Raw genomic sequence first — 13,206 nt, forward strand, 5'->3', positions numbered from 1 at the left:
CGCGCAGCAGGCCGGCCAGGCCCCCGCGCAGCCCGCCGGAGGCGTCCCCGGCGCGGCGTCCGGGGGACAGCCGGCGGCGGCGGGGGAGCAGTCCGGGGGTCCGGCCACCAGCACCCCCTGACCGGTCGTAGCCTCTTCCCATGGACGACCGCAGCTGGCGCAGCGCGCTCACCTCCCTCGTGCGCAGCGACGACGAGGTCGCCGCCCGGCGGCTGGCCGAGAGCTCGGGCCGCCACGGCGGCACGCCCGTCGACTCCCTGCCCGGGCGCTGCCGCGCGACCGTGTGCGGCACCCTGCGATCGGTCACCGTCGACCCGTCCGCGAACTGCTGCAGCGTGGAGGCCGAGCTGTTCGACGGCTCCGGCACCGTGCGGCTGCGCTGGATCGGCCGGGAGTCGATCGCCGGCATCGAGCCGGGCCGCCAGGTCCGGGTCACCGGCACCATGAGCCACTGCAGCGGTGGTAACCGCCTGATGTACAACCCGGCCTACGAGCTCCTCCCGCAGCGCCCGTGACGGCCCTGCCGCCGACGCCCCCGGCCTCGGCGCACGGCACCCCCGCCCCTGAGCCCCGGGTCGCCGCTGGGGCCCCAGTCGCCGCGGCGCCCGGCACCGCCGGTGGGCCGACCACGGTCGAGGAGGTCGTCCGCGCCGAGCTGCTCCGCGCGCTCGGCGGCTGGCGCGGCACGGTCGAGGCCGCGGTCCCCATCCTCGCCTTCGTCGTCGCGTGGACCCTCACCGACCAGCTGCGGACCTCCATCGCCGTCGCCGCCGCCGCGATGGCCGTCTTCGTCGTCGTGCGCCTGCTCCAGCGCCAGACGCTCGTCCACGTCTCCTCGGGCGTGCTCGGCCTCGTCGTGGCCGCCGTGGTCGCCTCGCGCACCGGCAACGCCAGCGACTTCTTCCTGCCGGGCATCCTCTACAACGCAGGCCTGGCCGTCGTCTTCGCCGCCTCGATGCTCGCGGGCTGGCCCGTCGTCGGCTTCATGTTCGGCGCCGTCACCGGGGACGTCACGGGCTGGCGCGGCCGGAGCGGGGTGCGGCGGCTGTTCCAGAAGCTCACCGCGGTGCTGCTGGCGAACTACGTCCTGCGCGTCGTGGTGCAGCTGCCGCTGTACCTGTCCGGGTCCGTCGTCGCGCTCGGCATCAGCAAGCTCGCGCTCGGCTGGCCCCTGCTCGGGGTGTCGGTGCTGGCGATCGGCGCGCTCCTGGCGGCCGGGCGGACCCCGCTCACCCCCGAGGACCTCGAGGCGCTGCAGGCCCGCACCGAGGAGCGCGAGGGCCAGGGCCCCCGTCCGGGCGCAGCGCCCCGCTGACCACGGCGACGCCGGGCCACCGGCGGCACCACCCGCCGGCCACGGGCCGGACGGGCAGCGTCTGGCGCGGGAGCGGTCAGGCGCCGGTGCGCCACGAGGCGAGCAGCCCCGCGAGCTCCGCCTCCTGGTCCGGCGTGGTGAGGACCATGAGCTCGTCGCCGGCCTCGACGGTGTCGTCGGGGGAGGGGGCGATGGGCCGGTGGTCGCGCACGATGCAGGTGAGCACCGTGTCCGGCGGCAGCGTGATGTCGCGGATCGCGGTCCCGGCCACGGGCGACTCCCGCGGCACCGTGAACTCGAACAGCGACGCCGAGCTCTGCTGCAGCTGGAACAGCCGCACCATCTCGCCGACCTCGACGGCCTCCTCGACGAGGGCCGTCATCAGGCGCGGCGTCGACACGGCGACGTCGACGCCCCAGGCGTCGTCGAACAGCCACTCGTTGCGCGGGTTGTTGACCCGGGCGACCACGCGCGGCACGCCGTACTCGGTCTTGGCGAGCAGCGACACGACGAGGTTGGCCTTGTCGTCGCCCGTGGCCGCGACGAGCACGTCGCAGGTGTCGAGGCGGGCCTCGTCGAGGGTCTCGATCTCGCACGCGTCGGCGTAGAGGAACTCCGCCCGCTCGAGGGTGTTCTTCATCCGGCCGGCCTTGGACAGCCGGTCGACGAGCAGCACGTGGTGGCCGTTGTGGATGAGCTCGCGGGCGATGGAGCGGCCCACGCTGCCCGCGCCGGCGATGACGACGCGCATCAGGCGCGCCCGGCCGGGGCGGCGGCGGCGTCGACGGCGGCGCGCCGCCGGTCGGCCTCGACGACGACGAACACCCGGTCGCCGTCCTGCAGCACGGTGTCCGAGCGGGGGATGACGGCCTGCCCGAGCCGGGTGAGGTAGGCGACGCGCACCTGCGTGGCGGCCTCGAGCCGGCGCACCTCCTGGCCGAACCAGCCGGCGTCCGGGGGCAGCTCGACGAGCGCGACGCGGCTGGCCTCGTCGGTCCACAGCGGCAGCGAGTCCGTCGGCAGCAGCTCGGCGATGATCTCGCGCGAGGTCCACGGCACCGTGGCCACGGTGGCGATGCCCAGCCGGCGGTACACCTCGGCGCGGCCGGGGTCGTAGATCCGGGCGACGACCTTGGACACCTGGTAGGTCTCCCGGGCGACCCGGGCGGCGATGATGTTGGAGTTGTCGCCGCTGGACACCGCCGCGAAGGCGTACGCCTGCTCGATGCCGGACTGCAGCAGCGTGTCCCGGTCGAAGCCCAGGCCCGGCACGGTCCGGCCGACGAAGTCCGGCCCCAGCCGGCGGAAGGAGTCCGGGTTCATGTCGATGACCGCGACGGAGTGCCCCTGGGCCTCCACGTCGTGCGCCAGACGAGCCCCGACCCGGCCGCAGCCCATCACCACGAAGTGCACGGGCGCCACGGTAGCGCCGCCCCCCGGCGCCCGCTGCGGCCCCGTCCTCGACCGTCGGGCCGCCGGAGCACCACCGCCTAGCATCTGCGCGTGAGCTCGCTGCTGACCGTGCCCAAGCGCCTGATCCTCGGGCGCGCACGACGCAGCGACCGCGCCGACGACACCCTGCTGCCCAAGCGGCTCGCCCTGCCGGTCTTCGCGGCCGACCCCGTGTCGTCGGTGGCCTACGCCACGCAGGAGCTGCTCGTCATCCTCGCCCTCGGCGGGACCGCGGCGCTGGTCCTCGCGCCGGAGGTCGCGGTGGCCGTGTGCGTCGTCGTCGCGGTGGTCGTGCTGTCCTACGGCCCGCTGGTCCGCGCCTACCCGGGCGGCGGCGGGTCCTTCGCCGTGGCCTCCCGCAACCTGGGCCCCCGGGCGGGCCTGGTCGCCGCGGCCGCGCTGCTGGTCGACTACACCCTCACCGTCGCCGTCAGCGCCGCCGCGGCCATCGACAACCTCGTCTCGGTGCTGCCCACGCTGGACTCCGCCCGGATCCCGCTCGCGGTCGCCGCGGTACTGCTCGTCATGGTCGTCAACCTGCGCGGGCGCCACGAGGCCGGGTGGTCGGCGATGGTCCCGGTCTACGCCTTCGTCGTCGTCATCGGCGTGCTCGTCGTCACCGGGCTCGTCCGCTGGGCGTCCGGGGACACCCCGACCGCGGCCAGCGCCGGCTTCGAGCTGGACCGCTCCACCGACCTCACCGCGGTCGCGCTCGCCCTCGTCGTGCTCCGCTCCTTCGCCGGCGGCGGCGCGGCGCTGGCCGGGGTGGACGCCATCGCCAACGGCGTCCCGGCGATGCGCTCGCCGAAGGGGCGCAACGCCGCGCTCACCCTGGTCGGGGTCGGCGCCACCACCGTGCTGCTGTTCGGCGGCGTGCTCGCCCTCGCCGTCGTCAGCGGCGTCACCGTCGCGCGCGACTCCTGCGACCTGCAGGGCCTGCCGACCGACTGCGCCCGCTTCACCCAGCAGACGGTGCTCGCCCAGCTCGCGGAGGCGGTGTTCGGGCCCGGCAGCATCGGCGCGGTGCTCGTCGCCGTGGTCACGGTCGCGGTGCTGCTCGCCGCGGCCAACAGCGCCTTCAACGGCTTCCCGCTGCTCGCGGCCACCCTGGCGGACTCCGGCTACCTGCCGCGCCAGCTGGCCCGCCGCGGCGACCGCCTCGCGCACAGCAACGGCATCCTCGTGCTCGCCCTGGGCGCGGTCGCGGTGCTGCTCGTGCTCGAGGCGCGGGTCGGCCCGCTGCTCGACCTCTACCTGGTCGGGCTCTTCACCTCCTTCACCCTGGCGCAGGTCGGGATGGCCCGGCACTGGGGGACCCGGCTGCGCACCGCGCGCCGCGCGGACCGCCGGGCACCCGTGGCCGGCCGGGCCCTGGCCGTGCTCGCCGCGGTGTGCACCGGCTCGGTGCTGGCGGTGCTCCTCGTCGTCAAGGTGCCCAACGGCGCCTGGGCCTCGGTGCTCGTCATGGTGCTGCTCGGCCTGGCCATGCACCGCATCCACCGCCACTACGACGAGGTCGCCGAGGAGGTCGCGCTGCCCGAGGGCGAGGGACCCGAGCCGATGCCGGCCCGGGTGCACGCCGTCGTCCTCGTGTCCCGGCTGCACCGCCCGGTCACCCGGGCGCTGGCCTACGCCCGGGCGACCCGGCCCTCGACGCTGGAGGCGGTCACCGTGGCCACCGACCCGGCCGCGGCGCGCGAGCTCAGCGAGGAGTGGGCCCGGCGCCGGGTGACCGTGCCGCTGCGCGTGCTGGACTCCCCGTTCCGCGAGGTCACCCGGCCGCTCACCGAGCACGTCCGCCAGCTGCGCGCCCGCGGCCCCCGCGACGTCGTCACGGTGTTCCTGCCGGAGTACGTGGTCGCCCACTGGTGGGAGGCGCTGCTGCACAACCGGTCCAACCTGTGGCTGCGCGCCCGGCTCGCGGCCACCCCCGGCGTCATGGTGGTGAGCGTCCCCTGGCAGCTGGCCTCCGCGGTGGCCGACGGCGACCTCGCCGCGCGCGCGGCGGGGGAGCGGACCCTGGTCCAGGAGGCCGCCCGCACCGGCGCCGCCGACAGCGACCGCCGGCCGCACGCGTGAGCCAGGACCTCGGTCGCGACGGGGCCGACCGCACCGGCCCCGCGGACCAGGCCGGACCCGACGACCGGCCGGGGGCGGCGCCGGACGACGGCCTGCTCACCCTCACCGCCGGGCCCGTGGCCCACGGCGGCCACGTCGTCGCCCGCGTCGGCGACGCCCCCGACGGCCGGGTGGTCTTCGTCCGTCACGCCCTGCCCGGCGAGGTCGTCCGGGTCCGGCTCACCGACGCCGGCGAGGGCCGGAGCTTCTGGCGCGGCGAGGCCGTCGAGGTGCTCGAGGCCAGCCCCCACCGGGTGCAGCCGCCCTGCCCGTACGCCCACCCCGGCGGGTGCGGCGGCTGCGACCTGCAGCACGTCGAGCTCACCGAGCAGCGCCGGCTCAAGGCGGCGGTCGTCACCGAGCAGCTCGTCCGCCTCGGCGGCGTCGACCCCGAGCAGGTGCTCGGCGGCCCGGTCGTCGTCCAGGCGCTGCCGGAACCCGGCCGGGCACCGGGGGAGGAGACGGGCCTGGGCTGGCGGACCCGGGTCCGCTACGCCGTCGATCGCTCCGGTCACCCGGGCTTCCACCGCCACCGCAGCCACGACGTCGTCCCGGTCACCCGCTGCCCGCAGGTGACCGACGCTGTCGACGCGGTGGGCGTCACGCGCCTGCCGTGGCCGGGCGTCTCCGGGGTGCAGGTGTCCTCCGGCGACGACGGCGCCGTGGTGCGCGCCGAGCACGGCCCCCGCCGGACCCGGCTGCCGCGGGTGGACGCCCTCGGCCTGGTCGGGGGCACCGAGGACCGGCCCGAGCGGGTGGCCGGGCGCACCTGGGTCCGCCACGACGTGCCCGGTGCCGGCCGGCTGCGGGTCGGCGTCGACGGGTTCTGGCAGGCGCACGCCACGGCGGCCGAGACCTTCGTCGCGCACGTCCGGCGCCACGCGGGCGTCCGCCCCGGCGACACCGTGCTCGACCTCTACGCCGGGGCCGGGCTGTTCACCGTCGCCCTGGCCGGCGACCTGGGGGACGCCGGCGAGCTGGTCGCCGTGGAGTCCGACCGGGGCGCGGTCGCCGACCTGCGCCGCAACGTCCACGCCGCCCCGGCCGTCCGGGTGGTCCACGACCGGGTCGAGCGCGCGCTGCGCGGCAGCGACGTCCCGGCCGCCGCCGACGTCGTCGTCCTCGACCCGCCGCGCGCGGGCGCCCGCTCCGCCGTGGTGTCCGCGGTCGTCGCCCGGGGCCCCCGCGCGGTCGTGCTCGTCGCCTGCGACCCGGCCTCCCTGGGGCGCGACACGGCGCTGCTGCAGGAGCGCGGCTACCGGCTGCGGGCCCTCGAGGCGATGGACGCCTTCCCCATGACCCACCACGTCGAGTGCGTCGCCCTCTTCACCCCCGAGGCCCCCGCCTGATATCTTGACGTCAAGAGATCTCCTGTCTGTCCGCCCGTCGCGCGCTGCGGCAGGATGGGCAGCCGCGAGACCGGTACGAGCACGGACGACGACGCCGAGAGGGACTCCCATGACCGCAGGCCAGCACCCGGACAGCTTCAGCTCCCGCAGCACGCTCGAGGTGGCGGGGACCACGTACGACTACTACCGCCTCGACGCGGTCGAGGGTGCGGCGGACCTGCCGTTCAGCCTCAAGGTCCTGCTGGAGAACCTGCTGCGCACGGAGGACGGGCTCAACGTCACCGCCGACGCCGTCCGCGCCCTCGGCGGCTGGCAGGCCGACGCCGAGCCGGACGTGGAGATCCAGTTCACCCCCGGCCGCGTGGTCATGCAGGACTTCACCGGCGTGCCCTGCATCGTCGACCTGGCCACCATGCGCGAGGCCGTCGTCGACCTGGGCGGCGACCCGGCGAAGGTCAACCCGCTCGCCCCCGCCGAGCTGGTCATCGACCACTCGGTCATCGTCGACAGCTTCGGCACCCCGGACTCCCTCGAGCTCAACATGGCCGTGGAGTACGAGCGCAACCGCGAGCGCTACCAGTTCCTGCGCTGGGGCCAGACCGCCTTCAGCGACTTCGTCGTCGTGCCCCCGGGCGTCGGCATCGTCCACCAGGTCAACCTCGAGCGCCTCGCGCGCGGCGTGATGACCAAGGAGGTCGACGGCCGGACCGTGGCGTACCCCGACACCCTGGTCGGGACCGACTCCCACACCACGATGATCAACGGCATCGGCGTGCTCGGCTGGGGCGTCGGCGGCATCGAGGCCGAGGCGGCCATGCTCGGCCAGCCGGTGTCCATGCTCATCCCGCGCGTCGTCGGCTTCCGGCTCAGCGGCGAGATCCCCGTCGGCGTCACCGCCACCGACGTCGTCCTCACCATCACCGAGCAGCTGCGCCGCCACGGCGTGGTCGGCAAGTTCGTCGAGTTCTACGGCGAGGGCGTCGCGGCCGTGCCGCTGGCCAACCGGGCGACCATCGGCAACATGAGCCCCGAGTTCGGCTCCACCTGCGCGATCTTCCCGGTCGACGAGGTGACCACGGAGTACCTGCGCCTCACCGGGCGCAGCGAGCAGCAGGTCGCGCTCGTCGAGGCCTACGCCCGCGCGCAGGGGATGTGGCACGACCCGTCCGCCGAGGGCTACACCGAGCCGCGCTTCAGCGAGTACCTCGAGCTGGACCTGTCGACCGTGGTGCCGAGCATCGCCGGCCCCAAGCGTCCCCAGGACCGGATCGCCCTGTCCGACGCCCGCGAGGGCTTCCTCTCCGTGCTGCCCGACTACGCGGGCGACGCCGACCAGACCCAGGACGGCGGCGTCACCACGCTGGCCGACCAGGCCTCGGTCGAGAGCTTCCCGGCCTCCGACGCGCCGTCGATCACCCCCGGTGCCGCCGACGACGAGCCCGCGCCGGGCGAGGCGACCGGCAGCCAGGTGCCCGCGCAGACCCGTGCCAGCCGGCCGACGAGCGTGCGGATGGCCGACGGCACGACGACCGAGATCGACCACGGCGCCGTCGTCATCGCCGCGATCACCTCGTGCACCAACACGTCCAACCCGACCGTCATGGTCGCTGCGGCGCTGCTGGCCAAGAAGGCCGTCGAGCGCGGCCTGGACCGCAAGCCGTGGGTGAAGACCTCGCTGGCCCCCGGCAGCAAGGTCGTCATGGACTACTACGAGAAGGCCGGCCTGACGCCGTACCTGGACAAGCTCGGCTTCAACCTCGTCGGCTACGGCTGCACCACGTGCATCGGCAACTCCGGCCCGCTGCCCACCGAGGTCAGCGAGGCCGTCCAGGCCAACGACCTGGCCGTGGTCAGCGTGCTGTCGGGCAACCGCAACTTCGAGGGCCGGATCAACCCCGACGTCAAGATGAACTACCTCGCCAGCCCCCCGCTGGTCGTCGCCTACTCCCTGGTCGGGACCATGGACTTCGACTTCGACAGCGAGCCGGTCGGCACCGCCACCGACGGCAGCCCGGTCATGCTCGCCGACATCTGGCCCTCCCCGGAGGAGGTCCAGCAGGTCATCGACTCCACCATCGACCTGCAGATGTTCGCCGACGGGTACGCCGACGTCTTCGCCGGCGACCAGCGCTGGCAGTCCCTGCCCACGCCCGAGGGCGACACCTTCGCCTGGGACGCCGGCAGCACCTACGTGCGGAAGCCCCCGTACTTCGACGGCATGTCCATGGACCCGGCGCCCGTCGCCGACGTCACCGGCGCCCGGGTGCTCGCCCTGCTCGGGGACTCCGTCACCACCGACCACATCAGCCCCGCCGGCGCCATCAAGCCGGGCACCCCGGCCGCGGCCTACCTCGAGGCCAACGGCGTCGCGCGCACGGACTACAACTCCTACGGCAGCCGCCGCGGCAACCACGAGGTGATGATCCGCGGCACCTTCGCCAACATCCGGCTGCGCAACCAGCTGCTCGACGGGGTCCAGGGCGGCTACACCCGCGACTTCACCTCCGGCGGGGGGCAGGCGTTCATCTACGACGCCGCCCAGCACTACGCCGAGGCCGGCACCCCGCTCGTCGTCCTGGCGGGCAAGGAGTACGGCTCGGGCTCCAGCCGCGACTGGGCGGCCAAGGGCACGGCGCTGCTCGGGGTCACGGTCGTCGTCGCCGAGAGCTTCGAGCGGATCCACCGCTCCAACCTCATCGGGATGGGCGTCCTGCCGCTGCAGTTCCCGGCGGGGGAGTCCGCGGCGTCGCTCGGGCTGACGGGCACGGAGACCTTCGACGTCACCGGCATCACCGCGCTGCAGGACGGGACGACGCCGCGCACGGTCCGCGTCGTGGCACGGTCCGAGGCCGGCGAGGAGACGTCGTTCGACGCCGTCGTCCGGATCGACACCCCCGGCGAGGCCGACTACTACCGCAACGGGGGAATTCTCCAGTTCGTCCTGCGGAGCCTCGCCCGCGCCTGAGATGAACGGGCCGCGACGGCCCGGGGACAATTAGTTGCGTGACCACACCGTTATCTATAGGTGCTGGTCAGGCGTGTGTTCCCGGGCCTAGCGTCGGGCCACCCCCGCAGGGGTCCCGACGGTCGCGGCGCTCGTTCGTGCCGCCCCAGAGGTGCAATGACGCATCCAGGAGGCAACAACAGATGAACACTCGACGCGCGGTCGTGGCCGCGACCGGAATGACGCTGGCCCTCACGGTGGCGGCGTGCGGTGGCGGTGGCGGCACCGCCGCGGAGTCCACGGCCGACGCCGCGGGCGGCGGCAGCACCGGCGAGGCCTCGGCCCCGGCGGACGAGGGCTCCGAGCCCGCCGCGGGCGGGGGCGAGGGCGGCACCGTCGGCGTCATCCTCCCCGACACCGCCAGCTCGGCCCGCTGGGAGAGCGCGGACCGGCCGTTCCTGCAGGAGGCGTTCGACGCCGCCGGCGTGACCGCCGACATCCAGAACGCCAACGGCGACACCGCTGCCTTCCAGACCATCGCCGACGGCATGATCAACGCCGGGGTGGACGCGCTCCTCATCGTCAACCTCGACTCCGAGACCGGGACCGCCGTCATCTCCGACGCGGCCGCGGCCGGCATCCCCGTCATCGACTACGACCGCCTCACCCTGGGCGGCGGCGCCGACTACTACGTGTCCTTCGACAACGTCGCCGTCGGCACCACCATCGGCGAGGGCCTGGTGACCTGCCTGCAGGACGCCGGCACCACCGAGGGCGACGTCGTCCTCCTCAACGGCTCCCCGACGGACAACAACGCCACCCTGTTCAAGCAGGGCTACGAGGCCGCCATCACCGAGGCCGGCTACGGCATCGCCGACGACCAGGACGTGCCGGACTGGGACAACACCCAGGCGGGCACCATCTTCGAGCAGATCTTCACCAGCACCGGCGGCAGCTTCGTCGGCGTGGCCGCGGCCAACGACGGCCTCGGCGGCGCCGCGGTCTCCGTCCTCGAGCGCAACCAGCTCGCCGGCCAGATCCCCGTCACCGGCCAGGACGCCACCGACGAGGGCCTGCAGCGTGTGCTCCTCGGCACCCAGTGCATGACGGTCTACAAGGCCGTCCGCGCCGAGGCCGAGGCGGCCGCCGAGCTCGCCATCGCCGTCATCGGCGGCGACACCGCGGCGGCCGACGGCCTCGCCACGGGGAGCACCGACGACAGCGTCACCGGCGAGGCCGTCCCCTCGGTCCTCCTGGAGCCGCAGGCCATCTTCCGCGACAACGTGCAGGACGTCGTGGCCGACGGCTACACCACGGCCGAGAACCTCTGCACCACGCCCGAGCTCCAGACGGCGTGCGACGAGGTCGGCGTCGAGTAGGCACCAGCAGCGCGGGTGACGGGGGTCGTGGCTCAGCCACGGCCCCCGTCACCCTGTGCCCCCACCCTCGACCCGGTCACGCCCAGGAAGGGACAGACATGGCAGGAACGCAGCCGCTGCTGCAGCTGAAGAAGGTGGACAAGCACTTCGGTGCCGTCCACGTGCTCAAGGGGGTGGACCTCGAGGCCTACTCCGGCGAGGTCACCGCGCTGGTCGGCGACAACGGCGCCGGCAAGTCCACCCTCGTCAAGTCCGTCGCCGGCATCCACGGCTTCGACGGAGGGGAGTACCTGTTCGAGGGCAGGCCCGTGGAGGTGACGAGCCCCAAGCAGGCCAACGCGCTCGGCATCGAGGTCGTCTACCAGGACCTCGCGCTGTGCGACAACTTGGACGTGGTCGCCAACATGTACCTGGGCCGCGAGAGCACCTCCGGCGGGATGATCGACGAGATCACCATGGAGCGCAGCGCCACCGAGACCCTGCGGGGCCTGTCGGTGCGCACGCTCAAGTCGGTCCGGGCGCCCGTGTCCGCGCTGTCCGGCGGGCAGCGGCAGACCGTGGCGATCGCGCGTGCGGTGCTGTGGAACTCCAAGCTCGTCATCCTCGACGAGCCCACCGCCGCCCTCGGCGTCGCCCAGACCGAGCAGGTCCTCCAGCTGGTCCGCCGCCTCGCCGACAAGGGCCTCGCGGTGATCCTCATCAGCCACAACATGAACGACGTCGTCCGCGTGGCCGACCGCGTGGTCGCCCTGTACCTCGGGCGCACCGCCGCGCAGGTCAAGGCCTCGGAGAGCTCGACGAGCCAGATCGTCGAGCTGATCACCAGCGGGCGCAGCGGCGACATCGGCCTCACGGCCGAGGAGAGCGGGGCGGTCGCGTGAGCACCCAGGCCGGCAGCCCTCCCGCCGCGGCGGTCGAGGAGCCCGTGGAGACCGGCGGCCTCCGCCGGGCCGTGGGCGACTACGTCGCCAAGGTGCGGTCCGGCGACATCGGCTCGCTCAGCTCCGTGCTGGGCGTCGTCGTCCTCGTCATCCTCTTCACCGTCCTCAACCCGGGCATCTTCGACACCCCCCGCAACTTCGCCAACCTGCTCAACCAGTCCGCCGCGGTGATCTTCATCGCCATGGGGCTGGTGTTCGTCCTCCTGCTCGGCGAGATCGACCTGTCCGCCGGCTACACCGCGGGCACCTCCGCGGCCGTGCTCGGCGTGCTCCTCAGCCAGGGCGCGCCCTGGTGGGTCGCCGTCCTGGCCTGCCTGGCCACCGGCGCGCTCATCGGCCTGCTCATCGGCCTGCTCGTGGCCCTGCTCGGCATCCCGTCGTTCGTCGTCACCCTGGCGGCGTTCCTGGGCCTGCAGGGCGTGCTGCTGCTCGTCATCGGCAACGGCGGCACCATCCCCGTCCGCGACCCCGTCATCCTGCGGCTGATGAACAGCAACCTGCCGGTCTGGGGCGGCTGGGTGTTCTGGGCGCTCGTCGTCGGCGGGTTCGTCGTCCTCGGCCTGGTCAACCAGGCCCGCCGCCGCCGGGCGGGGCTGCCCACCGGCAACACCACGCTGTTCTGGGCGGGGGCCGTGGGTCTCGCCGTCCTGCTCGCCGTGGCGGTCTACGTGCTCAACCTGGAGCGCGCCGTCAACGTCGACATCAGCTCGCTGCGCGGCGTGCCGGTGGTCGTGCCGGTCGCCGCCCTGTTCCTCGTCGGGCTCGCGTTCGTCCTGGACCGCACCCGGTTCGGGCGCCACGTCTACGCCGTCGGCGGCAACGCCGAGGCCGCGCGCCGCTCGGGCATCAACGTGGCGCGGGTCCGCATCGCCTGCTTCATGATCGGCTCCACGATGGCCGCGGTCGCGGGGATCCTGCTCGCCTCCCGCGACAACAGCATCTCGCCCAGCACCGGCGGCGCGCAGACCCTCCTGTTCGCCGTCGGGGCGGCCGTCATCGGCGGCGTCTCGCTGTTCGGCGGCAAGGGCAAGGTCCACAACGCGATCCTCGGCGGGCTCGTCATCGCCGTCATCGCCAACGGCCTGCCGCTGGTGACCAGCGAGGCCGGCATCCAGTTCGTCGTCACCGGGGCGGTCCTCCTGCTCGCCGCGAGCGTCGACGCCATCTCCCGGCGCAAGGCCGTCGTCACGAGATAGCGCCCGTCCGGGCGTCCCCCGGACGGTCCACCCAGCAGCTGCCACGCCCCGGCGGAATCCCGGGGCGTGGCATGCTGTTGGGGCAAGTGCACGAGCGTGCTCCGGGGTCGGTGAAAACCCGAACCGGCGGTGACAGTCCGCGACCCGACCGCAGCCAGCGGCCGGTTGACCTGGTGGAACTCCAGGACCGACGGTGACAGTCCGGATGAGAGGCGCACGCGACGGGTCAGGTCTGCCCTGCCCGAGCCACGGGACCTGTGTGCCCGTCCGACCCCCGGAGTCGCACCGACGACGACCGAGGGAGCACAGCACCGGTGAGCGAACCGCACGCGGGCCCGACCACCCGGGAGACCGGGGCCATGGGCCGTGCGCTGGAGCTGGCCGCCCGCGGCCCCTCCCGCGGGGCGAACCCCCGGGTCGGCTGCGTCCTGCTCGCGCCCGACGGCCGCGTCCTCGGCGAGGGCCACCACCGCGGCGCGGGCACCGCCCACGCGGAGGTCGACGCGCTCGCC

At 74.3% G+C, this 13,206-nt stretch carries 10 protein-coding genes, 1 pseudogene and 1 riboswitch; of the genes and pseudogenes, 9 read left to right on the forward strand and 2 right to left on the reverse strand.

Annotated features, from left to right (window positions below; translation table 11 throughout):
* The first annotated feature begins 140 nt into the window (after nt 1-140).
* Together WCS02_RS11015 and WCS02_RS11020 are read left to right on the forward strand one after the other, a co-directional pair.
* Complete coding sequence (locus WCS02_RS11015) at nt 141-515, forward strand: OB-fold nucleic acid binding domain-containing protein (protein WP_340293009.1); 375 nt, start codon at nt 141-143, stop codon at nt 513-515.
* Nucleotides 512-1,315 carry a DUF3159 domain-containing protein gene (locus WCS02_RS11020; RefSeq protein ID WP_340293011.1) on the forward strand — a complete coding sequence of 268 codons (804 nt, stop codon included), beginning with the start codon at nt 512-514 and terminating at the stop codon, nt 1,313-1,315. Before WCS02_RS11015 ends, WCS02_RS11020 begins: the two co-directional genes overlap by 4 nt.
* Nucleotides 1,316-1,391: 76 nt before the next feature.
* Here the strand turns inward: WCS02_RS11020 and WCS02_RS11025 are convergent, their stop codons facing one another.
* Nucleotides 1,392-2,066: a potassium channel family protein gene (locus WCS02_RS11025; RefSeq protein ID WP_340293013.1), complete on the reverse strand. Its 675-nt coding sequence runs from the start codon at nt 2,064-2,066 to the stop codon at nt 1,392-1,394.
* Nucleotides 2,066-2,728, reverse strand: coding sequence for a potassium channel family protein (locus tag WCS02_RS11030; RefSeq protein WP_340293015.1), 663 nt, complete (start codon nt 2,726-2,728; stop codon nt 2,066-2,068). Before WCS02_RS11030 ends, WCS02_RS11025 begins: the two co-directional genes overlap by 1 nt.
* Before the next feature lie 90 nt (nt 2,729-2,818).
* Here WCS02_RS11030 and WCS02_RS11035 point away from each other — a divergent pair, with 90 nt between their 5' ends.
* From WCS02_RS11035 to WCS02_RS11065, 7 genes and pseudogenes are all read left to right on the forward strand, one after another.
* Nucleotides 2,819-4,846 carry an APC family permease gene (locus WCS02_RS11035; protein ID WP_340293017.1) on the forward strand — a complete coding sequence of 676 codons (2,028 nt, stop codon included), beginning with the start codon at nt 2,819-2,821 and terminating at the stop codon, nt 4,844-4,846.
* A complete protein-coding gene (locus WCS02_RS11040) occupies nt 4,843-6,234 on the forward strand; it encodes a class I SAM-dependent RNA methyltransferase (RefSeq protein WP_340293019.1) in 1,392 nt (463 codons plus the stop codon). The genes WCS02_RS11035 and WCS02_RS11040 overlap by 4 nt, the downstream gene beginning before the upstream one ends.
* Before the next feature lie 109 nt (nt 6,235-6,343).
* Nucleotides 6,344-9,199 (forward strand): aconitate hydratase, encoded by a 2,856-nt coding sequence (locus tag WCS02_RS11045; protein ID WP_340293021.1) that lies wholly within the window; start codon nt 6,344-6,346, stop codon nt 9,197-9,199.
* A gap of 182 nt (nt 9,200-9,381) precedes the next feature.
* Nucleotides 9,382-10,557, forward strand: coding sequence for a sugar ABC transporter substrate-binding protein (locus WCS02_RS11050; protein WP_340293023.1), 1,176 nt, complete (start codon nt 9,382-9,384; stop codon nt 10,555-10,557).
* A gap of 98 nt (nt 10,558-10,655) precedes the next feature.
* Nucleotides 10,656-11,438: an ATP-binding cassette domain-containing protein gene (locus tag WCS02_RS11055; protein WP_340293025.1), complete on the forward strand. Its 783-nt coding sequence runs from the start codon at nt 10,656-10,658 to the stop codon at nt 11,436-11,438.
* On the forward strand, nt 11,435-12,694 hold the full coding sequence (locus WCS02_RS11060; RefSeq protein WP_340293027.1) for a sugar ABC transporter permease: 1,260 nt from the start codon (nt 11,435-11,437) through the stop codon (nt 12,692-12,694). The genes WCS02_RS11055 and WCS02_RS11060 overlap by 4 nt, the downstream gene beginning before the upstream one ends.
* Before the next feature lie 93 nt (nt 12,695-12,787).
* Nucleotides 12,788-12,915, forward strand: a riboswitch (FMN riboswitch).
* 138 nt (nt 12,916-13,053) lie between these two features.
* A pseudogene (locus WCS02_RS11065) lies at nt 13,054-13,206 on the forward strand (riboflavin biosynthesis protein RibD); the annotation flags it as partial.

It is taken from the genome of Aquipuribacter hungaricus (genome assembly GCF_037860755.1).
Taxonomy (GTDB): Bacteria; Actinomycetota; Actinomycetes; order Actinomycetales; family JBBAYJ01; genus Aquipuribacter; species Aquipuribacter hungaricus.

Bases quoted from the DNA above. Each gene is read 5' to 3' on its own strand.
- WCS02_RS11015 (WP_340293009.1), top strand. From the start codon at position 141: ATGGACGACCGCAGCTGGCGCAGCGCGCTCACCTCCCTCGTGCGCAGC.
- WCS02_RS11025 (WP_340293013.1), bottom strand. From the start codon at position 2,066: ATGCGCGTCGTCATCGCCGGCGCGGGCAGCGTGGGCCGCTCCATCGCC.
- WCS02_RS11045 (WP_340293021.1), top strand. From the start codon at position 6,344: ATGACCGCAGGCCAGCACCCGGACAGCTTCAGCTCCCGCAGCACGCTC.
- WCS02_RS11050 (WP_340293023.1), top strand. From the start codon at position 9,382: ATGAACACTCGACGCGCGGTCGTGGCCGCGACCGGAATGACGCTGGCC.
- WCS02_RS11055 (WP_340293025.1), top strand. From the start codon at position 10,656: ATGGCAGGAACGCAGCCGCTGCTGCAGCTGAAGAAGGTGGACAAGCAC.